This window comes from Hymenobacter psoromatis (assembly GCA_001596155.1).
GTDB lineage: Bacteria > Bacteroidota > Bacteroidia > Cytophagales > Hymenobacteraceae > Hymenobacter.
This window is the reverse complement of the sequence record CP014771.1, coordinates 5,150,410-5,170,703: the sequence shown is the minus strand read 5'-3', so window position 1 is coordinate 5,170,703 and position 20,294 is coordinate 5,150,410. Positions and strand designations below refer to the sequence as shown.

Annotated in this window: 19 protein-coding genes and 1 pseudogene; 9 read left to right on the top strand and 11 right to left on the bottom strand. The window is 58.0% G+C overall.

Going from position 1 to position 20,294, the window contains the following annotated elements; all coding sequences use genetic code 11:
- Positions 1 to 103: 103 nt before the first annotated feature.
- Complete coding sequence (locus tag A0257_21985) at positions 104 to 631, bottom strand: hypothetical protein (GenBank protein AMR29498.1); 528 nt, start codon at positions 629 to 631, stop codon at positions 104 to 106.
- Between the two features lie 18 nt (positions 632 to 649).
- On the opposite strand from A0257_21985, the gene A0257_21980 reads away from it, so the two are divergent.
- Positions 650 to 937, top strand: a complete 288-nt coding sequence (locus tag A0257_21980) for a hypothetical protein (GenBank protein AMR29497.1) — start codon at positions 650 to 652, stop codon at positions 935 to 937.
- A gap of 296 nt (positions 938 to 1,233) precedes the next feature.
- Here A0257_21980 and A0257_21975 read toward each other — a convergent pair whose 3' ends face one another.
- The 3 genes from A0257_21975 to A0257_21965 form a co-directional block, all read right to left on the bottom strand.
- Entirely contained in the window at positions 1,234 to 1,704 is a 471-nt protein-coding gene (locus tag A0257_21975) for a hypothetical protein (protein ID AMR29496.1), read from the bottom strand.
- Between the two features lie 535 nt (positions 1,705 to 2,239).
- Positions 2,240 to 2,719 (bottom strand): hypothetical protein, encoded by a 480-nt coding sequence (locus A0257_21970; protein AMR29495.1) that lies wholly within the window; start codon positions 2,717 to 2,719, stop codon positions 2,240 to 2,242.
- A gap of 343 nt (positions 2,720 to 3,062) precedes the next feature.
- The gene (locus A0257_21965) at positions 3,063 to 4,076 is read right to left on the bottom strand and encodes a hypothetical protein (protein AMR29494.1); all 1,014 of its coding nucleotides are present in this window, start codon (positions 4,074 to 4,076) and stop codon (positions 3,063 to 3,065) included.
- Positions 4,077 to 4,178: 102 nt separating this feature from the next.
- On the opposite strand from A0257_21965, the pseudogene A0257_21960 reads away from it, so the two are divergent.
- From A0257_21960 to A0257_21935, 6 genes and pseudogenes are all read left to right on the top strand, one after another.
- Positions 4,179 to 4,977: pseudogene (locus A0257_21960) on the top strand (transposase).
- A 163-nt stretch (positions 4,978 to 5,140) separates the two neighbouring features.
- Complete coding sequence (locus A0257_21955; protein ID AMR29493.1) at positions 5,141 to 7,411, top strand: ATPase; 2,271 nt, start codon at positions 5,141 to 5,143, stop codon at positions 7,409 to 7,411.
- A 92-nt stretch (positions 7,412 to 7,503) separates the two neighbouring features.
- On the top strand, positions 7,504 to 7,881 hold the full coding sequence (locus tag A0257_21950) for a copper-transporting ATPase (GenBank protein AMR29492.1): 378 nt from the start codon (positions 7,504 to 7,506) through the stop codon (positions 7,879 to 7,881).
- A gap of 11 nt (positions 7,882 to 7,892) precedes the next feature.
- Positions 7,893 to 8,516, top strand: coding sequence for a hypothetical protein (locus tag A0257_21945; GenBank protein ID AMR29491.1), 624 nt, complete (start codon positions 7,893 to 7,895; stop codon positions 8,514 to 8,516).
- Between the two features lie 420 nt (positions 8,517 to 8,936).
- A complete protein-coding gene (locus A0257_21940) occupies positions 8,937 to 10,382 on the top strand; it encodes a hypothetical protein (GenBank protein AMR29490.1) in 1,446 nt (481 codons plus the stop codon).
- 66 nt (positions 10,383 to 10,448) lie between these two features.
- On the top strand, positions 10,449 to 11,699 hold the full coding sequence (locus tag A0257_21935) for a hypothetical protein (GenBank protein AMR29489.1): 1,251 nt from the start codon (positions 10,449 to 10,451) through the stop codon (positions 11,697 to 11,699).
- Between the two features lie 363 nt (positions 11,700 to 12,062).
- On the opposite strand, the gene A0257_21930 is transcribed toward A0257_21935, so the two are convergent.
- The gene (locus tag A0257_21930) at positions 12,063 to 12,767 is read right to left on the bottom strand and encodes a hypothetical protein (protein AMR29488.1); all 705 of its coding nucleotides are present in this window, start codon (positions 12,765 to 12,767) and stop codon (positions 12,063 to 12,065) included.
- A 204-nt stretch (positions 12,768 to 12,971) separates the two neighbouring features.
- On the opposite strand from A0257_21930, the gene A0257_21925 reads away from it, so the two are divergent.
- Positions 12,972 to 13,358 (top strand): hypothetical protein, encoded by a 387-nt coding sequence (locus A0257_21925; protein ID AMR29487.1) that lies wholly within the window; start codon positions 12,972 to 12,974, stop codon positions 13,356 to 13,358.
- A 465-nt stretch (positions 13,359 to 13,823) separates the two neighbouring features.
- On the opposite strand, the gene A0257_21920 is transcribed toward A0257_21925, so the two are convergent.
- The 5 genes from A0257_21920 to A0257_21900 form a co-directional block, all read right to left on the bottom strand.
- Positions 13,824 to 14,162, bottom strand: a complete 339-nt coding sequence (locus tag A0257_21920; GenBank protein AMR29486.1) for a hypothetical protein — start codon at positions 14,160 to 14,162, stop codon at positions 13,824 to 13,826.
- Positions 14,163 to 14,175: 13 nt separating this feature from the next.
- A complete protein-coding gene (locus A0257_21915) occupies positions 14,176 to 14,583 on the bottom strand; it encodes a hypothetical protein (protein AMR29485.1) in 408 nt (135 codons plus the stop codon).
- A 464-nt stretch (positions 14,584 to 15,047) separates the two neighbouring features.
- Positions 15,048 to 15,347, bottom strand: a complete 300-nt coding sequence (locus tag A0257_21910) for a hypothetical protein (protein AMR29484.1) — start codon at positions 15,345 to 15,347, stop codon at positions 15,048 to 15,050.
- A 13-nt stretch (positions 15,348 to 15,360) separates the two neighbouring features.
- A complete protein-coding gene (locus tag A0257_21905; protein AMR29483.1) occupies positions 15,361 to 15,675 on the bottom strand; it encodes a hypothetical protein in 315 nt (104 codons plus the stop codon).
- Positions 15,676 to 15,933: 258 nt separating this feature from the next.
- On the bottom strand, positions 15,934 to 17,367 hold the full coding sequence (locus A0257_21900) for a F0F1 ATP synthase subunit beta (GenBank protein AMR29905.1): 1,434 nt from the start codon (positions 17,365 to 17,367) through the stop codon (positions 15,934 to 15,936).
- Between the two features lie 752 nt (positions 17,368 to 18,119).
- Here A0257_21900 and A0257_21895 point away from each other — a divergent pair.
- Entirely contained in the window at positions 18,120 to 18,317 is a 198-nt protein-coding gene (locus A0257_21895; protein ID AMR29482.1) for a hypothetical protein, read from the top strand.
- Positions 18,318 to 19,398: 1,081 nt separating this feature from the next.
- Here A0257_21895 and A0257_21890 read toward each other — a convergent pair.
- Entirely contained in the window at positions 19,399 to 20,190 is a 792-nt protein-coding gene (locus A0257_21890; GenBank protein AMR29481.1) for a triose-phosphate isomerase, read from the bottom strand.
- Between the last annotated feature and the right edge of the window lie 104 nt (positions 20,191 to 20,294).

Genomic DNA, 20,294 nt, shown 5'->3' with positions numbered 1-20,294 from the left:
CATGAACGTAGGTTGAGCCGTAAGCCCGCCCACCGAAGGCCGGCGGGCGGGTACGGAGCGCGGTGGCCGGGGGTAGCGAAAAGCTAGCAGCGGCCGGCAATTACTATTTCTTGACCAGAGCCATGTGGCACTTCGGGCACGAGCCGGGCTTATCGCTCGTCACTTCCGGGTGCATGGGGCAGACGTAAACCGCCGCTACGGCCTGGTGGGCACGGGGCGCGTCCAGCTTCTCGAAGCGGGCCGTGATGGCCTTGCCGCCAGTTGGAGTCAGCGTCACGATGGCCGTGCGCACGCTGGCCCCGGCGGGCAGCGTGGCGGTGAGTTGGTCGGTGCCCGCTGGCTTGAGGGGCAGCGTCGCCGTCTTGTTATTGGTCAGTTGCACCAGCACCGAACCCTTCATGCCGTTGTTGGGCTGGGCACTCATTTTGGCCCCCAGCAGATAGAAAGTCAGCGTTGTGGGCTGGGCCACCAACTCCACGTGATAGGAGCCAGCGGAGCGCACGACCCCGCCGTGCGGGGCTACGTGGGCGTGAGATTCGCCCGCGGCAGTTTCGGCGTGCTGGGCGTGGGTAACGAGCGGGGCAGCGGCCAGCAGTAGGGCGGCGGCGGCAAAAGAGCGAAGAACTTTCATGGGAACAGGAAAAAAATTATGGAGAAATTGATGGTGGTTTCAAGCCCGCACGGTGACGGTGAAATCAGCCGTGTGAATCTGTCCGCCGTGGTCGAGTTGCAGAAGTCCCCGGTATCGGCCGGGGACTTCAAAGCTGGTGTGCCCGCCGGCATGGTCGGCCAGGCTGTCGGGCAACGTACCCGTGGGCGTCGTAACGGTATTAGTAGCACTACTGCTGCTCGAATCAGAAGAGCAACTGACAACGGTAAACAGGCTGACAGCGGCCAGCAGCGGAACAAAAAGGCGCTTCATGGAAACGGGAGATGAATGGGAAATGCGGCCTTGCGAAGGCCGGTTGGGCTACGCCTGCCACTGCTGCCAAAGCACGAAGCTCAAGGCAGCCGCCAGCCCGGCGTAGAGTAGGTAGGATAGCCAGCGGCGGCCCGTGCCCCGAGGGGGCGGCGCACCCGCTTCTTGGCAACAACTCTTCATTGTTGGGGAGGTAAAACCAGGAAAGGAGGGAGGAAAGCGCGGCCCGCCGGGCCACGCGGACGAGCAAACGAAAAGGCCCGCCCCGGACATAGCGTAACTATGCCGGCGCGAGCCTTAGCGCGTCAAAAGAATCAAACAGTCAGGGACTGAATGAAAATGCGGATATCCGGTATTTTGGGCTTCAGGTGCCGGGGCGGCACCAGGGTAACCACCGCCGCGCGGTCCCACTTACCAGCCAGGGGCTGGAAGTAAAACTCAATTGCCGTCGGCAGCACAGCCGGGGCAGGCGTAAACAGATGCTTCTGGGCGGGGGTCGTCAGGGATGAAAGCAGCGAAGCCGACTTGTCCTTGCAGCAGTCGCGGCTGCTAGTTGGCTTGGACGAATGCTCGTGCTTGCCGCGGTGCTCAGCCACGGCCCTATGCCCGTGACAGCCCGGATGCGAGGGCTTATCTTCCGCGTGGTGGCTGCTGGCTGCCATCGGCGGGGCCGACTGCATCGAGGTACTCGTTGCGCACCAACACTGCCCCACAAACACGTTGACGAAGACGAGCAGGAAGCTCGTCGCCAGCAAACGGCGAAAGGGAAACAGGCTACGGAACATAAAGGGCACTAAGCGCTCGCAAAATTACGACTTTCCCAAGGTAGGGCTAGAATGTGACTGTCATAAACTGTCAGCCAAAAGCCCCAAATAGTAGAAAACTCAGAGTTGCTAATTTATTAGTTTACCAACTAATTATCAGATTTTTAGCTATTAGCTAAAGTGTTCCTGATTGATATTATTGGCGGACGTTATACGCAAAATTATGTAAGTCTACGGCCAAATTTTACAAGCAAATCGGGTATAAATATTTAACAAGGCCATCGAGGCCGCTGGAAAAGTATTGGCCGCGCCAGAGAAAGACGATTCAGTCGGAATCTCGCTCCAAGCTGCTGGGCTCGCGTAGGTCGGACAGCAGCGGGCGCTTCTCCTCGCCGCTCTTCTCCACATCACCGGATAACTAATGGAGGGCCCTGAAGGGGGCGTTGAGTTCCTTGGCTAGCCCTTCTGAGCCCCGGCTAATGCTGCCAGATGCGACTTTTACACCAAACTTTTAACTAAGGCCAACAGTAGCTATCTACCCAACAAGTCACTCAGTCTATCCCAACAGGTTACCAATGTCGTTTGCGTCCTCTGCCAGCCGGAGCAGGTAGGGTGGCCCGCCCGCCTCGGGGGGGCGCGTCTGGCCTGCCACGGTCAGAAGTAGCGTGGCCTCTGCCAGTGCGAGCGCCCGGTACGGTGCCCCGGCGTGCAGGGTCAGCAGTTGGCCCTGGCTCAGGGCGGGTAAGGGCTCTGCGGAATCCGCCACTACCTGCACTTGGCCTTTGAGCAGGTGGAGGCTGAGTAGCCCTTCACTTATGCACAGGTTCAGGATAGCATCTACGCGCAAAATAACCAGCACGATGGTCAGCCCGGCGGTCTTGAACACGGTAATGGCGTTTCGGTCGCTTTCCTCCCAGATACTTTCGCGGTGGAGCTGTTCCACCAGGGAGGAGATGTCAGCTAGGAGCAACGGGGCGTCCAAAAGCCGGTCGCCAGCAGGGCGCTGCGGCGTAGCCGCGTTGAATTTGGGTTCCATCTATGCTTTGTGGGGAAGATGAGTATGCTTTTTCGTCTCAGTCAGGTGAACTCCGCGCTGCAACGGCTGTAGGCCCAATGCCAGCAGCATGTCGCCGGGAAGGCGCATATCATCCACGAAGCTAGCTGGTGGACTTTACGTAGGCATCGAGCGGAGTAATGCGCACCAGCTTATTCGTGGTGATACCAAAGGCCAGCAACTTGGGGTCGTTGGGTACCGGCGCACCCCCGGTTTTAGGGGTGCCCCGGTACCCAACGACCCAGAGGTAGCCATCGGCACCGAGCATGGGGGTAGTAAAGAGCAGGTGAAACGAGCAGCGCGGCCAACCGGCCCGCAGCAGGCGCTACGTTGGCGGCTGGTAAACCTGCGGCCAGGTCCAGCCATCGGCGTATAGCAGCGCGCCCACCTGGCCCCGGCGCGGCTGCTCCCCCGCCAGCGCTTGCAGGATGTCGGTTGGGTTGCGCAGGGGCAGCGGCCGGGCCGCTACCTGAGTTAGGGCCGGCAGGGTTGGGGGTTCCTTCGTGGTCGCCGCCGGGAAGCCGGCCGCGACCACGGCCAGGTACTCGTCCAGCGCCGCCCGCAGCATATGCAGCGGCAGGGCAGGAGGCCGGTGCGCGGGCGCGATGGCGTGCGCGAGCAGCAGGTGCGCCTCACTGAGGCGGGCCAGAGCCAGCACCACGGCCTGCCGCGGCTGGCGGCTGTGAAAGTAGTGAATCACGGGGTAGGCCCGGTGATTCATGGCGTGCTGGAGAATAAGCTGGCAGAGCGGCGGCACGCTATCGAGCAAAGCCGTGAAGCCAGTGCCGTCCCAGCCATTGGCCACGATTTGCAGCGGCGTTTCGCCCAGGCCGTTGATGTAGAGGCTGAGCTGCCGCTGCAAGCTGATGGCCGAGAGTACCGGCACGAAGTAGGTAATGGAGGTAGTGATGAACACCAGTCCGGCGAAGCTGGCCACGTTCGTCACCAGCCGCCAGGTGTCGGAAGTAGGCACGTAGTCACCGCTGCCCAGCGTGGAGAGCGTGGAGCCCGCGTAGTAGAGCTTCTCGATGGCACCGGCAGGGGCGTGGGTGCTACTGCTGACGACGGAGCCCGCATCGGCGAGTAGCACTAGAAACAGGCCGCCCCACATACCCGCAATCCAGCTCAGCAATACGCTCAGCAGAATAGTCAGCCCGGCGTGGTCGAGCAGGCGGGCCTGCCCCCGCCGGCCAGCCGCAACAAAGAAAACGCGCCACACAGTCCGGGCCAGTATGCGCGTACCCCAGGCCCCACCCTGGGAGGAGAGCGTGGTTTTAATCAGGTCGAGGATAGCCAGCCCCGCCAGCCCAACGCCCGCCAGCAGTAAGGAGTAAGTCATAACAGTAGTAGAGAAATTATGTAGTGCCGGCCGCCGCGACCGGCTGGCCCAGGTTCAGCAGTTCTCTAGAGCCTGTTCTGCACTTGAGGTTAAAGTTGGGCTATGGTCGTTACGCGAAGTTACCCCAGCGATGTGTTGGATAAGGAATGGACCTTTTTGGCCCCTTCCTTGTGCCTGATGCGGGGAAGAAGTGCCCCAGCGCGACCACCCGTTACGGGCCTTGTTTAACGGCTTGCGCTACCTGGGCCACGCCGGCTCTCAGTGGCACTACCTACCCCACGACCTGCCACCCTGGTTGGCGGTCTACCAGCAGTGGACGCGCTGACGCGATGCCTGCGTCCGAGGCTATCGTCCATGATTTGAATGAGTTGTAGCGCATATTACTGGGCCAAACGGTCACGCCCACGGCCGTCATCTTCGACGGGCGCACCCTACAAAGCCCCCCCCGAGAGTGGGTGCCGCGCCGGCTACGACGGGGCTAAAAGGCGCAGAGTGCGGCAAGGCCCACATCGCGGTCGATAAGCTGGGCTACCTGCTCAGCGTGGTCATTACCCCGGCCAACGAATAGTAGCGGCCCCAGGTGGGCGAACTCTGCCAGCGAGCACAAGAAATCACGAGTCAAACGGTCGAAGTGGGCTTCGGCGACCAGGGCTACGCGGGGGAAGACCTGGAGTACGAGGCTGCCGTACACGATATTGATTTGCAGGTGATAACCGAGCCGGAAGGACACACCGGCTTTGTGCTATTGCCCCGCCGCTGGGTGGTCGAACGCAGCTTTGCCTGGTGCAGCCGCTTCCGGCGGCTGGCCCGCGATTACGAGCGCTTGAGCAGCACGTTGCAACAACCCCACTCTGCCGTCTTCGCCTGTATTATGCTCGCCAGACACGCCAATAGTGCATAACAGGCTCTAGTGAGCAAGGACTTTGGCAACTCGTCAAATTATGCAACTCTGCGGTGGTATTCGATACCAACTTCTCTGTAGCAGCGCCATTCCTTTACAGAGTGGCTGTGGGCTTGCTCCCCTGAGTACCTATCGCCCGGCAACCACGAAGTAACCTGCTGTTATGGAACCCGCCACTAAAACCGAAACCCTCGACATCGAAGGCATGACCTGCGCCTCGTGCGCGGCCTTCGTCGAGAAGTCGCTCAGCCGCACGCCGGGCGTGCAGCGGGCAATGGTCAACTTCGCCACCGAAAAGGCCACCGTGGACTACCTGCCTACCCAGGCTACCCCGGCCGCCCTCAAGGAGGCCGTCGTCAACGCCGGCTATGGCGTGACCGAGCGCGCCCCCGACACCAGCGCCGCCGAGCGCAGCGCCGAGCTGGACCGCCAGAAGGCCCTGGCCTATCAAAAACTTAAGCGCCGCTTCTGGGTGGCCGTGGCGCTGGTCGTAGTCATTATGCCGCTCAGTATGCTCATGCTCTGGCCGGCGATGATGCAGCGCATCAATGTGCAGTGGCTCAATTATTTGCTCCTCCTCCTTACCCTGCCGGTGCTGGCCTACAGCGGGCGCGAGTTCTACGTGTCGGCCTGGAATGGCTTTAAGCACCGGGCCGCCAACATGGACACGCTCATTGCGGTGGGCACCGGCGCGGCTTTTGGCTACAGTCTGGCGGCTACCGTGGTGCCGGGCTTTTTTACGAGCCGGGGCATCCGGCCGGAGGTGTACTACGACACCACGGTTACCATCATCGCCCTGATTTTGCTGGGCAAGGTGCTGGAGCTGCGGGCCAAAACCCAGACTTCGGCCGCCATCCGCAGCCTGATGGGCCTGCAAGCCAAAACGGCCCGCGTGGTGCGCCCCGGCGGCCAGGAAGTGGACGTGCCCATCGAGCAGGTGCAGCTGGGCGACGTTATCGTGGTGCGCCCCGGCGAAAAAGTGGCCACCGATGGCCTCATCACGGCAGGCCAATCGTCGCTCGACGAAGCCATGCTGACCGGCGAAAGCCTGCCCGTGGAGAAAAAGACCGGCGACCCGGTATTCGGGGCGACGCTCAACAAAACCGGCTCCTTTCGCTTTAAAGTCACTAAAGTGGGGGCCGATACCATGCTCTCGCAGATAGTGAAGCTGGTGGAAGATGCGCAGGGCAGCCGCGCGCCCATTCAGCGGCTGGCCGACAAGGTGAGCGCCATTTTCGTGCCCACGGTGGTCGTTATTGCCCTGCTCACGTTCGTGCTCTGGTTCGATTTGGCCCCGGCAACCACCCGCCTGCCGCTGGCACTGGTCAGCTTCGTAGCCGTGCTCATCATTGCCTGCCCCTGCGCCCTGGGGCTGGCCACGCCCACGGCCATCATGGTAAGCACCGGCAAGGGCGCGGAACACGGCGTGCTCATCCGCAACGCCGAGGCGCTGGAAAAAGCCTACCAGGTGAACACCGTGCTGCTCGACAAAACCGGCACCATCACCCGCGGCGAGCCGGCCGTGACGGACTTCGTGGCCCCCGGCCAGCATGGCCCCCACCTGTTGCAGCTGGTGGCCGCCGTGGAGCGCCAAAGCGAGCACCCGCTGGCCGAAGCCGTGGTGCGCCACGCCGACGACCAGGGCGGCGATAAACTGGCCGCCACCGACTTTCGGGCCGTGGAAGGCAAGGGCGCGGCGGCCACGGTAGCCGGCCAGGCCGTGCTCATCGGCAACCGCCGCCTGCTGGCCGACGAAGGCATCAGCCTCTCGCCGACCCTCACGTCCCAGGCCGAGCAGCTGCTGAGCCAGGCCAAAACCGTGCTCTACGTGGCCGTGGCCGGGCAGGCCGTGGGCCTGGTGGGCGTGGCCGACACCGTGCGCGACACCTCGGCCGCCGCCATCCAAAAGCTGCAAGCCCTGGGCATAGAAGTGGTGATGATGACCGGCGACAACCCGCAAACCGCCGCCCAGGTGGCCGGGCAGGTAGGCATCACGCGCTATTTTGCCGAAGTGCTACCCCAAGACAAAGCCGGTAAGGTGAAGGAATTACAGGCTGAAAATCGCACCGTGGCAATGGTGGGCGACGGCATCAACGATGCGCCGGCCCTGGCCCAGGCCGACATTGGCTTGGCCATCGGCTCGGGCACCGACGTGGCAATGGAAGCCGCCGGCATCACGCTCATGCGCTCGGATTTAAACGGGGTAGTCACGGCCATCGAGCTGTCGCGCCAGACCATCCGCACCATCAAGCAGAACTTGTTTTTCGCCTTCGTTTATAACTCGCTGGGCATCCCCATCGCGGCCGGGCTGTTGTATCCGTTCTTCGGCATCCTGCTCTCGCCCATGCTGGCGGCCGGCGCAATGGCCCTCAGCTCGGTGTCGGTGCTGACCAACTCGCTGCGCCTAAGAAGCTTCGACCCAGATTCAAATTAAGGATTAAAAATGGGGCTGCCTACGTCACGAAAAGACCACCGGTGCCCTTCTCTTGTAGTTAATTTTTAATTCATAATTTCTACTTAAAAAGTATGGATACTTCCCAGGTTATTGTTACCATCGTTGGCCTCGGCCTGGTGGCGTTCGTGCTATGGTACTTCTTATTCTCGACCCGCCAAACGGCCAGCGCCGTTTCCTCGTCGGGCGGCGTACAGGAGGTGGCTATAACCGTGAAGGGCGGCTACTCGCCCGACATCATTGAGGTAAAAAAAGGCCAGCCCGTGCAGCTGAGCTTCTACCGCGACGAGGAGAGCAGTTGCTCGGAGGAGCTATTGCTGCCCGATTTCAGTATCCGCCGCGACCTGCCCGCTTTCAAAACCACGCTGGTAGAGCTGCTGCCCGAGAGAATCGGCACGTTCCCCTTCACCTGCGGCATGGGGATGCTGCGGGGTAGCCTGGTGGTGAAATAAGGCGGCTGGGTATGAAGTCCAATATAAGTATTGCGCACGTATTACCGCCAGCCGGCTCATATCGGCTGCTGATTAGAAATATGGTGTGTCCCCAGTGCATTCGGGTGGTGGGCGAAAAGCTGACGGCGCTGGGCCTGCGCGTGGCCCGCGTGGCGCTGGGCGAGGCCGACGTATTCACGCCCGATGACGCGGCCCCCGACTTGGCGGCCATTCGCGTTAGCTTGGCCGCAGTGGGCTTCGTGCTGCTCGAAGAACCCCGCGACCAATTAGTGGACCGCATTAAAACCCTGCTGGTGGCTTTGGTTCACTACCCCCCGCCCGGCCCCCGCCTGCTTAACTACTCCGACTATCTAACCGAGCACTTAGACAAAGACTATCACTATTTATCCCACTTGTTCTCCGCTTCGGAGGGGCTCACGATTGAGAAGTTCATCATTCGCCAGAAGGTGGAGTGCGCCAAGGAGTTGATTGATTACGGCGAATTGCCTATCGCCGAGGTGGCCGAGCAACTAGGCTACAGCAGCCCGGCCCACCTCTCGCGGCAGTTCCGACAGGTGACGGGCCTCACGCCCACCGAATTTCAGAAGCTGGGTCCCGCCAGCCACGCTCGCCGCAGCCTGGATTCGCTGATTTGAAGGCTTGATAGAGTAGCGAAGAGCAGTGCGGCTTTTAACGTCGGGCTGCTTTTTGGCGTTAAGCTGGGCAATTGTCTTATCCCGCACCGGTTCGATAAATTCCCGCGAATGACCCGAAAATTACTCGTCAACTTCTCCTATCTCTTTTCCGAGCCTGCCTTACCCATAGCGCAGTACCTGGCCGGAATTAGTCGGCACGTGCGCTTACAGTGCGTATCGCACTTGCTAGGCTATTTGAGTCAGGTACCAACTCCTGAGCGGACCCACCTCACCGATATGCGGCAGTTTTTCGGCTCGCATAACCAACTCTTTGCGGATGAGGTCTATTACCGGGCTAGAGCGTTGCAGAACCGCGTCCAGTCCCCACTCAGCTTCCTGCATCCCAAAACGGTACTCCAGCTTTACAGCTACTGCTTCGAGTTGCCCGACGAGGCCAATACCAAGACGGAGGCCGAGCTGGAAAAGAGCCTGTTCAAAGCGTGCCTGGTGCTGAACGGGCCTTATATCGAGGAACAGGCCCAAGCCATGACGGCCGCCAAGCAGTTGCTGCCCACGCAGCCGCTCGCAGCACTGGCCCTGGCCGGGACCTTCTCCGATTTTGAGCTGGTCAACCTGCGCTTGCTAAATATTGCTCTCTTACAGCTAATTAAGTCGGTGCAACTATTTGAGTTTCTGGAAGCTGACGCCCGCTTTACCCCGATTTTACAAACTTTCCTGCGTCGGTTCGGGTGCCGCGACTGGCCCGAATACTTTCGCAAGCTCAGTGGCGTAACCAAGCCTATTACGGAAGCGGGAAATTCGGGTCGAATTTCCGTGGAGGTACCCGACGGCCCCGATTTTGAAGCGGACTGCGCCTTTCTGCGGAACTTCGCCCTGCCCGAAGGTCAAGCCTTGGACAAGGCCGATTTTACCAGTTTGCGTACTACGCCCCTGGTAGAAGAAATGCCGGGCACCTTCGTACTGGCCTACCCGGTGCTGGTACTGGAAGCGATGCACAAAGGGCTGTATTTTCAGTTTAACCGCGCCAATCAGTCCCTACCCAAAGCCGAGCGGGAAAAGGATTGGCGGTCAGTGTACTGTGATTTATTTTCTGAACAGCACCTACTTTACATGCTGCTGAAAGCTACGTTCCTCGGCCGCGGCCGGGCGCTGAGCGGTTCAGCAATCATGGCCGGGTGGAAGCTACAAGGGCAGTCGGAACCGGACTATTATTTTCGGCATGGCCCTCGGGCGGTGCTTTTTGAGTCGAAAGATGTACTGGTGCATAAGGACGCAAAGGCCGGCCACGACTTTGCCACCTATTTACAGGAGCTACGAAAGAAATTCTACGAGGACGAAAAAGGGCATCCCAAGGCAGCAAAGCAATTAGCCAATAACGTCGGCCGCCTGCTGCGAAAAGAACTACCTTTCGATACCGACTTCGACCCAGCGGACCTGATTATCTACCCGGTCTTGGTCGTGCACGACCGGCTCTACAATCAGCCGGGCCTGAACGCAGTGGTGAATGAATGGTTTCAGGGTGAAGTAGTTGCGCTGGACGCAGCCGGGCTGCCCGTGCACCATGTCCGGCCGCTCATTATTATTGACGCTGATACGCTGCTGGCTTTCCACGAGGATTTCCGCGATGGCCGCTTAGTATTTGAAGACGTTTTGGAAGAATACATCGCCTACCTCACAGCCCCTGCTTGGCCTGGTATCACCCCGGCCGAGGAAGAGCAGCGGCTTATGCAGGCTATTCATCCCTTCGCCCTATTTTTAGAAAACTACGCGGAAAAACGAGAGATGCTAGGCATTCCTCGGGAGATGCTCTACCAGTTACCAGCCCTTATTAACCGGAGTACTGACGACTCGCAATCCAGTTTTTAAGTATCTCCGCCTGCGCCCCCCAATTTTGGCGCATCTTAGTGGCTCTACTTACTCATTTCCTACTTTATGTCTGCCGCGCTACCACCGCTTATCCAACAATACAAAGCTGATTCCGAGTCCGTTTACAACACTTGGTTTATCAACAATGAGGAGCGGCTGAAGGCTTTTCGCTCCATCCGGCGCGGGGTGCAGCAGGTAGTAAAGGATATCAAGGCCGGGAGTTTCGGCAATGATTTTAAGGGTACCTCGCTCGAATTTGTGCTCAGCGTCATCAGCGAGCAGAAGCAGGTGTTTCAGGGCGCGGCGCATCCCTTTTACTGGAAGCCCAAGCTACGCATCCCCGATATCTACGAGCACGAGGATAACAAGCGGGCCTTCGGCCAGTTCCTGGAAAGCTGCCTGGCCGCCACCACCGAGCAGCAGCTACTGCGCGAAATTGACCTGCTGGACCGCCGCAAAATAAAAGGACTGGGGCCGGCCGTGGCCAGCATCCTCTATTTTCTGCACCCTACCCTGATGCCGCCCTGCAACACGGCCATTGTCAACGGGTTCAATGCCCTGTTCGGGGAGAAAATCAAGCTCGGCTCCTGGGCCGAATACCTGCGAATGCGCGAGAGACTGCGCGACCTTAACCAGGAGCATCGCCAGCACCTAAGCCTCGACTACGGCGCGCTGAGCGGCCTACTCTTCGACGTAGGCGTGCGGAAAATAATTGCCGGCGAGCAGCAATTTGCCACCGACGAGGACCGTGATAAATACCAGCAGCAGGCCCAGAAACGCCACAAAGAAGTCCAGACCGAAGCGCAGGAAGAGAACCAGCACACCGAAATGCAGCACCATCTGCTGCGCATCGGCAAGGCGCTGGGCTGCGACGTAACCACGGCCATCAACGACCGCAACCGCCTCTACGGTGGGCAGAAGTTGTCGTTTCTCTGCCTCGACCAGCACCCCGAGCTACCCGTGCCAGCCGAGGTGGCCAGTACTATCCGCCTTGTTGATATCGTGTGGTTCGCCCCTGGTACCAGCCGGGTAGTAGCGGCTTTTGAAGTGGAGAAAAGTACCAGCATCTACAGCGGTATCCTGCGCCTGACGGATTTAGCTTTCTCCATGCCCGAGCACGCCACCGCGCTCTACCTAGTAGTGCCCGATGCCCGCGAAAAAGAGGTGCAGACGCAGCTCTTACGGCCCGCCATCCGGGCCGCCGGCGCGACCATCCACTACATCCTGTTTTCGGAGCTGCGCCAACACTGCGAGGCGCTGTGCAGGTTTGGCGACTCGCCGGCGGCGATGCGCAAGATTGCGCGTTCGGTTGCCTAGACCAACTAACGATGTTGAATGACCCGATAATAGAGGCGGTTTTTCTTGGTTACTATCCGCCCACAAGCCCTTGCGAACACGGCATGTATATTTTTTAATACATAGCCGTTTCGCGTATAGATTTCCTAACGGAGTTTTTACTTGTTGGTGAAATTAGCGAAAACTGAGAGGTATATGCAAGTCGGAGTACAAAGCCTCTTACCCTGAGTAGTTGGGATGATTTTACTTGCAACGGACAGTGAATTGATAGACTATCACGCCTTAGGACTATATCCTAAGCTTCGTTTTTCCCCACTTTTTATCAGAACTGCACACCCATTTATAGCAGTTCTACCGGCTACAAAGCTGGTTGATAATTAGGGCCTACTCATCATCCCAAGCAAGGCGAGAAACCTCAATCTGCCGCGCCTCTGTATTTTGATTGTATCGTAACGTTGTTTTTGCGTTGGTGTGGCCAGCAGCCATCATAATTAATTCTAGTGGTATTTTTTTAGAAAAAGAAAGTGTGATAAAGGTGCGGCGCGCAGTGTGACAGCTGACCAACTCCCATTTTTTAAATACTTCTTTTCTAGGACGGCTTGTTTGCCCATAATAGCTTATTTTTTCGGTCAATTCATCAATAGCCGCCCGCTGGCACACTAGCTTAATAAAATCGTTCAATTTGGTATTGCTGATTTCATGCACCTCCCCCGTCCAACATTTACTGAGTAGTACGCGGGTTACTTTGCGGATGTAAACAGTCGCTGAAATATCAGTAGTTTTTTGAGGCACAAATCGTAACACTTCCCCCTTGTCGTGTTCAGGCTTCAATTTCATGGCATCGGAGTAGCGTAAGCCAGTGTAGGCCATCAGCAGCCATAAGCAGCGGGCATTTTCCAAATAGGGAGGCAAATCCTTAAGAGATTCAATGCAAGCCAGCTCGGCAGTAGTAAGAGCCATTGCTTCCGGCTCGACAAATTTCCACCCCCAGCCTATTACATCAATACGTGGGGTGCGGCCTCGATTAGCGGCATCTTTCAAAAATTCCTTCAGGTTCTTGAGCTGCTTGTTTACGCTGCCGTCGGCCATAAATTCACGTACCCCATAGCCTGCCGATAACCAAGCGCCAAATTTCTCCACCTATTCTCGGGTAAAGTCGGCGTATTTGAACGGACGGCGTGAGAGGGAAACGTAACGAATCAAGTGATTATAAGTAGTAGTATGAGACTTTATTGTATTATCAGCATAATTTCCTACTTTACGGGCTAAGAAAGCAGCATAGTCAGGCACGGGTTGGGGCTGGGCTGGTGCAACGGCAGCAGGAGCTTCGGGCTCAATAACTGCCCGCAACTCTTCGGGCGAGGGCAGTACGCCCCGCGCGCGGCACTCACCCCAATAAGTCAGGAGGCGTTTGCTCATGCGCTCGTTGTTAGCATTGACAGCCTTGTTGCGCTCCGTTTCGGGACTACGCTTCGGTGTTCGGGCGCGCTGCACCTCCCCTCCCTCCCATTGGTTAGGATGGATTTTATCACCCGTATAAAGCCGAACGCGGCTAGCCCCGTTTTGAGGATTAAACCAGATGAAGAGGGCCGTAGGCTTGTCGCTGTTTGGCTCTTTCAGATGAAAAGAGATGGATGCCATAAATCAGGATTGTCTGTCACTACGAAGTTACGACAATAATAAAATTAGGGTACAGCCCAGGGTACAAAGACCCCGTATTGAGGATGAAAATACATAATATGACTGGAATAACATTTCACAAAAACAACCTAATTCAGCGAGAATAAGCCATTTTAGCCATTATTCTTTCCCTAACTTATTATGTAGGTGATATTCCCCTACGGACTACAATCTTCACTAAAAAGTACAATATAAAAATCCTCTCAGATAATCTGAGAGGATTTTTTCGTTTTAAAGTACAATACAGCACCTAGTCTGTACCGTCTGAGCAGGTAATTCTGTACCGCATTTCTGTACTGCTAGCGTTCTCGTGACGTATCGTCACGCGTTGTTGGGCGGGACGTTGACGGGGTTCAAGCCTGCCCCTATCAGGGGTTGGTCGTATGCACAAGCTGCATCAACAGCATCTTTGAACTGCCCGAGCCCCTTGTTCTCACCGTCAAGCCAAATTTGAGCGGCCCAGCGCTACTCCCGTTTCTTCCAGCTTACGCCAATGTACTGGCTGCTAGTACTCCCCTCTTTATTCTTAGCAAGGTTTTGACAGTTCTGCCTGGCGGTTACCCAGCGCAGATTGGTATAGTGGTTGTTCGCTGGATTGGTGTCGATGTGGTCAACCTTGATTAAGGTCGCTGGGTCTGCGTTTGGTACGTAGCAAAGCGCAGTCAGCCGGTGGACGTGGATGTAGCGCTGCTCACGGGTAGCGGTATAATAGATGAGGTAGAGATGGCCGCTCGCTTGCCGGTGAGCTTTTAACCAGAAGCCTCTGGCACCTACCACGCGCCCATCTTCTATTACCTTGAGCATGGGATGAACTGTGTTAAAAGGAGGTGAGGGCAAGGTTTAAGTTAAAATCAGCTTGGTAGGGCACGCCCGATTTGATGATAGCAAAGGCTTGCTTGAGCAGCTTGTTGCAAACGGCAATCAGTGCCAGCTTCTTATTCTTGCCCTTGGCCACAAGGCGGTCAAAGAGGGTTGCACAGACCGCGTTCGCTTTTTTGGCTGAAAGGCTGCACATGAATAGCTTACCGCGAATCAAGCCACCGCCCATTTTGGTAATACGCACCTTGCCCCGAATGCTAGTGCCGGAAGTATGCTCGCGCGGCGATAAACCAGCCAGGGCAATCACCTGGCGATAGCTATCGAAGTGCGTAAAGCCGCCGGCAAAAAGCAGCAGCATACCCGCTGGCTTGCGCCCAATACCAGGAATCGAGCATAGCAATGTCATCTGGGCCGTAAAGCGCTGTTCTAAGATACTAGACTTGTTCCCGAATAAGAAATGGCTGAAAATTCTCGCCGCTTCAGGCAGCTGGGAAGACCTTTTTGCTTGGCTAAGGCAGTGTCCGCTGGCTCTTCGGGCAGCCGCCGTTTCTAGCTCCAAATACTGCTTGGAAAATGACCGATTTCTTATTCGGGAACAAGTCTACTAATTTGGGTTAAAACAGACGGTCATGCTCATCTGGCGTCCGCTTGTCGAAGCATCTCTACTGCGTAACTAACTCTAAATGTTAAGATTATCCTGGTGGTAGAGATGCTTCGACAAGCGGACGCCAGATGAGCATGAATTGTGTTTACAAAGCAAGCGAAAGATGAAACTTAGGGTCGAAATCGCGCTCATGCGTGCGCAAAGCCCAGGCCTGGCGCAGCAGGCGGGCGGCTCCGCACGCTGCTATCCGACTCATAGTGGCGCGGTCACAGCCCGGCATAGGCCACGGCCTGCCGCCAGCCTGTAAAGGCGCGCAGCCCCGGCCCCGCCAGCAGCAGGGCCAGGGCGATGCGCAGCCCCACGCCGGGAATGGTTTGCAGCCGGGCATAGTCGGCCCCGCCCTGGGCCTGGGTATCCTGGGCCAGACCCTTTCCCAACTCCGTCAGTTGCTGGTCCAGCCGGGCCAGCTCCGCTGCCAACGCCTTCGTACTCACCGGGTCAGGCCAGGGCGTGCTGGTGATTACCCAGGGCCGTACGCTGGCCTTTGAGCAGCTCCAGCAGGGCATGTTGCTGCTACAACTAAATGAGCCACAGTGGGTTGAGTTGGCGCAGGGCGGGCGTGAAGGCCCGCCCGGACTGGCTCAGCATTTGGGCATCGGTGCGGTCGGTTTTGCTGCGCCGCAGCTGGCTCTGGGCAAAGCGGCGCACCTGCAAGGGGTTGACCACGCACACGGGCCGGCGGGCCTGATGTAGCACAGCCAGCAGGCGCAGCCCATAGGGGCCGGTGGCCTCCAGCACGCAGGTCGCCTCGGTGGGCAACAGCGCTACCAACCGGGCGTAGCTGGCCGGGGTTTGGTCCAGGCGCTGCACGCCGCCGGGCGGGTCGGCATCCACGTAGTCCTGGCTGATGTCTAGCCCAAGATACTCTATAAAAAAGGGGGGAAGAAACTGTTAAGGATGGCGGGTGCCCTCCCCGTTCCCACCATCATTCATCCGGCCTGCGATGACCACTGAACTGTTCGGGCTCCTGGAGCAGGCGACCCATTGGGGGCCTGCATGCTGAACGGTCTGAGAAACCGATGACGTACTTCGGCGTGGCCCTATGGGGGTGCCACCACAAACACAGGATGACGGCCTTTTTTAAGTTGGTTGCTACGCGGCGGTTGCCGGCGCGTCCGGCTTGGATGGGTCCGGCTTCGGCGCGTCCGGCCCTGGCTTTTTAGCTTGGTCGGCGGCTTTCTTTATCACTTCGTCAATAGTGCCTACCATATAAAAGGCGCTCTCCGGCAGGTCCTTAAACTCGTCGGCCAGAATGCGCTCGCACCCGCTCAGGGCATCTTCCAGGCTTACATCGACGCCTTTGAGGCCGGTGAACTGCTCGGTGGTGAAAAAGGGCTGCGTCAGGAACCGCTCCAAGCGGCGGGCGCGGCCCACCAGGCGGCGGTCGGTGGGCGAAAGCTGGTCCATACCCAGCATGGCGATAATGTCCTGCAAGTCTTCGTACTGCGACAGCACCCGCCGGATTTCCTGCGCCAGCCCATAATGCCGGTCGCCAATGATGCCGGGGGTAGCCATTTTGGAATTCGACTTCAAAAGGTCCACGGCAGGATACATCCCCTCACTTGCCCGCTCGCGCGACAGGGCCAACGAGGCCGACAAGTGCGAAAAAGCGTGCACGGCCGACGGGTCGGTTAGGTCGTCGGCTGGCACGTACACGGCCTGAATGGCGGTAATGGCCCCGGCCGCCGTGTTGGTAATGCGCTCTTCCAGCTTGGAAAGCTCGGTGCCCAGCGTGGGCTGGTAGCCCAGGCGCGAGGGCATCTGGCCCAGCAGACCCGACACTTCCATGCCCGCTTGCATAAACCGGAACAGGTTGTCAACGAGCAGCAGCACGTCGCGGTGCTCGTCGTCGCGGAAATACTCGGCCACGGTCAGGGCCGCATGCCCCACCCGAAACCGAGCGCCGGGCGGCTCGTTCATCTGCCCAAAAAACATGACCATGTTTTTCAGCACGTCGGCCTCCTTCATCTGGTCGTACAGCTCGTAGCCCTCGCGGCACCGCTCGCCGATGCCGCAAAACAGGCTTATCCCTTTGGTGTGGCCCACCATGTTGTGAATCAGCTCGGTCAGCAGCACGGTTTTGCCCACGCCCGCCCCGCCAAACAAGCCGGCCTTGCCGCCCTGCTCCAGCGGCACCAGCACATCAATGGCCTTGATGCCGGTGAGGAAAATCTGCGAGGTAGTCAGCCGCTGCGCCAGCGGCGGCGGCACCTGGTGAATGTTGCGCCGAGGCAGCGAGGGCAGCGCCGGCCCGTGGTCAATGGTATTACCAAACACGTCGAACATCCGGCCGATAATTTCCTTGCCCACCGGCACCGTAAGCTGCTGGCCCTCAGTCACCAGCTGCATCCCCCTGGCCAGGCCCTGGGTGGGGTTCAGGGAAATGCCGCGCACCGTGTGGTCATCGAGCTGGGTGGCTACTTCCACGGTAATCAGGGGCGCGGCGGTGGTGCGCAGCACGTCGTAAATCGCCGGCAGCTCGTGCGCAAACCAGACATCGACCACGGTGCCCCGCACCGCCACCACGTGGCCCTGGTTGCGGGCACCGGGGGGGGTAGGGGCCGCTGCCGCGCCGGCGGCCGGCGAGGGGCTTGGAGAATTCATAGGGGGTAGGCGCGTAGGCCGGCAAGCAGCCGCCGCCTCCATCAGCGGGGCGGCCCTGGCAAAGTTGGCCGTTTCCTAAAGCCCATCCGCTGACGATAATTTGCGGAAAACCTGATGTTTATCATGCCTGCGGCTGGGGCTGGCCTCAAGGGAGAGTTTGGATAGCTATTTTTGAACAGAATTACCAAACCCACTTCATCAGATGAGCGAAGAACCCCACGTAGTAGAATGCTGTACACATGGCAATAGATACCCCGCCTATGTTTGCCAGCATCTGAATTTGCATACGCCGGTCGGCTTTTACGAACCATTAGCTTCAGACCCAAGCGTGACTTATGCAAACGACGAACTCAATGCGTGGTGTGATGCTTGCGACGAAGTGCTAACACGAGTTGGAGAATGGAATGAAGAGTCGGAAAACTTTGCTCAAATCAAGCTCATTTGCGACGTGTGCTACTTTGACATGAAGGAATTAAATCTGGGTTAAGGCTGGCTAATTATTTCTGATAATTACTATGTCAAGCTACTTAATCAATGAGCTTTTAGCGCCTCTAGCGTTGGTTCTAGCTAGAGCGTGAGGACAATTATCGAAGCCAATCTATGGCTGCTGCCATATGCCAAAAAGCCAGAAACGAAACAACGGTTTTTTCATAGCGCGTTGCCAGTCGTCGGTATTGCTTGAGGCGACCGAAAAACCGCTCTATTTTGTTGCGGTCGCGGTAGGTTTCTTCGTCTATCGAGGCTGGCTCCAGTCGGTTGGGACGGTTCGGAATGACCGCCTCGATGCCCTGTTGGGCGCAATAAGCGCGGGTTTCATCGCTATCATAAGCCGTGTCAGCCAGTACTTTACCCGGTGCCAAGTCCGCCAGTAGTGGCAGGGCCTGCGGGCTATCACCGGCCTGGCCTTCAGTGGCTATCAGGCGCACGGCGTTGCCTAAGGCGTCGACGCAGCCGTGGATTTTGGTGCCGATGCCGCCCCGGCTGCGGCCCAGGCACTCGGTAACGGGGTCGCTTTTTTTTGGCCAGCCGAATGCTGGTGGGCCCGCACGACTGTCGAATCGAGCATGACCCAGTCCAAATCCGGCGTTTTGACGGCCTCAAATAAGCGGAGCCAGACCCCTTTTTGGGCTAATCGGCGAAAGCGTTTGCAAACGGAATTGGTCTTGCCAAAGCGTTCAGGCAAGTCGGCCCACGGACAGCCGGTACGCGCAATCCAGAGTACAGCGTTGAAAAACAAGCGATTATCTGTAGCCGTCACGCCACAATCGGTGGCTTTGCCGGAAAGGTGAGGGGCGACCAAGGCCCAAGTGGCATCGGAAACTTCGTGACGGCGCATAAATCAGAAATTAACAACAAAGATATATTAACCGGCGTTATTGTCCTCACGCCCTAGCCCGTTTTTCTTTTTTACAGCCATTAAATTACGTAGACGAAAGCAGTTTTTTCAAAGCCAGGGCATCCCGGTTGAAGGCATAGTTGTTAGAATTGATAAAAAGGAGGAAGATTACGACGATTACACTAGGTCGGTGCCTGCTATAAGCTTCTTGACTGTAGACCATCATTGGGTGACAGTTACTTATAGCGACTTAAGTATTGCAAGTAGATTTGAAACGGGGCAGGTTATTTCGATTCTTTATAATCCGACCGACTATAATGACTATATTATTTTAGCTGAGGAAAAGATATGGTTTGAGCGACTGTTTATATTAGTAGGCATTGGACTCTTATTTGCGGGTGTTATTGGATTAATTCATATTTAAAACAGCTTCTCAACTCCCGCGAATCTCAGCCACAAACTGAGTGAATCCGAGTTCGCTGCCTTTCGGAAAAGAGTAACCTCGGCGGTGCAACCGTGAATACTCGTTCGGCTCCCCTCTCCCGAGGGGGGTAGGGTCTAGGGAGCGAGGGTAAAGCTATGCGGAGGGCAACCTGATACAGCAACCGGAGAATTTTCTAGGAGGCAACTGGCGCAGCCACCGTCCGCTGTGCCGCCTGCACCAAAGCAATAAATTCATTAGCGTGCAGCGACGCCCCGCCCACTAGGGCTCCATCGATATCGGGCGCGTGCAGGAAGGGGTCAGCATCGGACGGCGTAACGCTGCCGCCGTAGAGGATGAGCGTGGCCGCAGCCACCGCCCCCCCGTAGTGCTGGGCAATGTGCTGGCGCAGGGCGGCGTGCATCTCCTGGGCTTGCGCCGCCGTGGCTGGTGCCCCCGAGCCGATGGCCCACAGCGGCTCGTAGGCAACCACGACCTTCCCGAACGCGGCGGCCGACAAGTGAAAAAGGCTTTCACTGAGCTGGGTTATAACGAAGCCGAGGTAGTCGCCGTGGGCACGCAGCGCCGCCGACTCACCGCAGCAGCAAATAGGGAGCAGCTTATTAGCCAGCGCAATACTCACTTTTTCGGCCACCAGGGCGTTGGTTTCGCCGAAGTAGTGCCGCCGCTCGCTGTGCCCCAGCACCACGTACCTTACCCCCACGGAGTGCAGCATAGCCGCCGAAATCTCGCCCGTGTAAGCCCCCGCGGCCTGCTGCGCGCAGTTTTGCGCGCCCAGCAACACCGCGCTGCCGGCTTGCAGCAGGGGTAGGGCCGGCACCAGGTACAGTGCCGGCGGGCACACGACCACCGTCACGCCGGGCGCTGCATCGGCGGGCAGCCCTTTGGCAATGGCCGTGAGCAGGGCGGTGGCCTCGGGCAGCGTCTTATTCATCTTCCAATTGCCGGCAATCATTTTCTTGCGCATGACGGGTTGATTTTAAGGGTGAAAACTTACGGCAAGGTGAGTTGAGTAGCGCTGTTAAGTGCTGGTGTCTCGCCCTCCACGGGTTACCTCACCCCCTAGCCCCC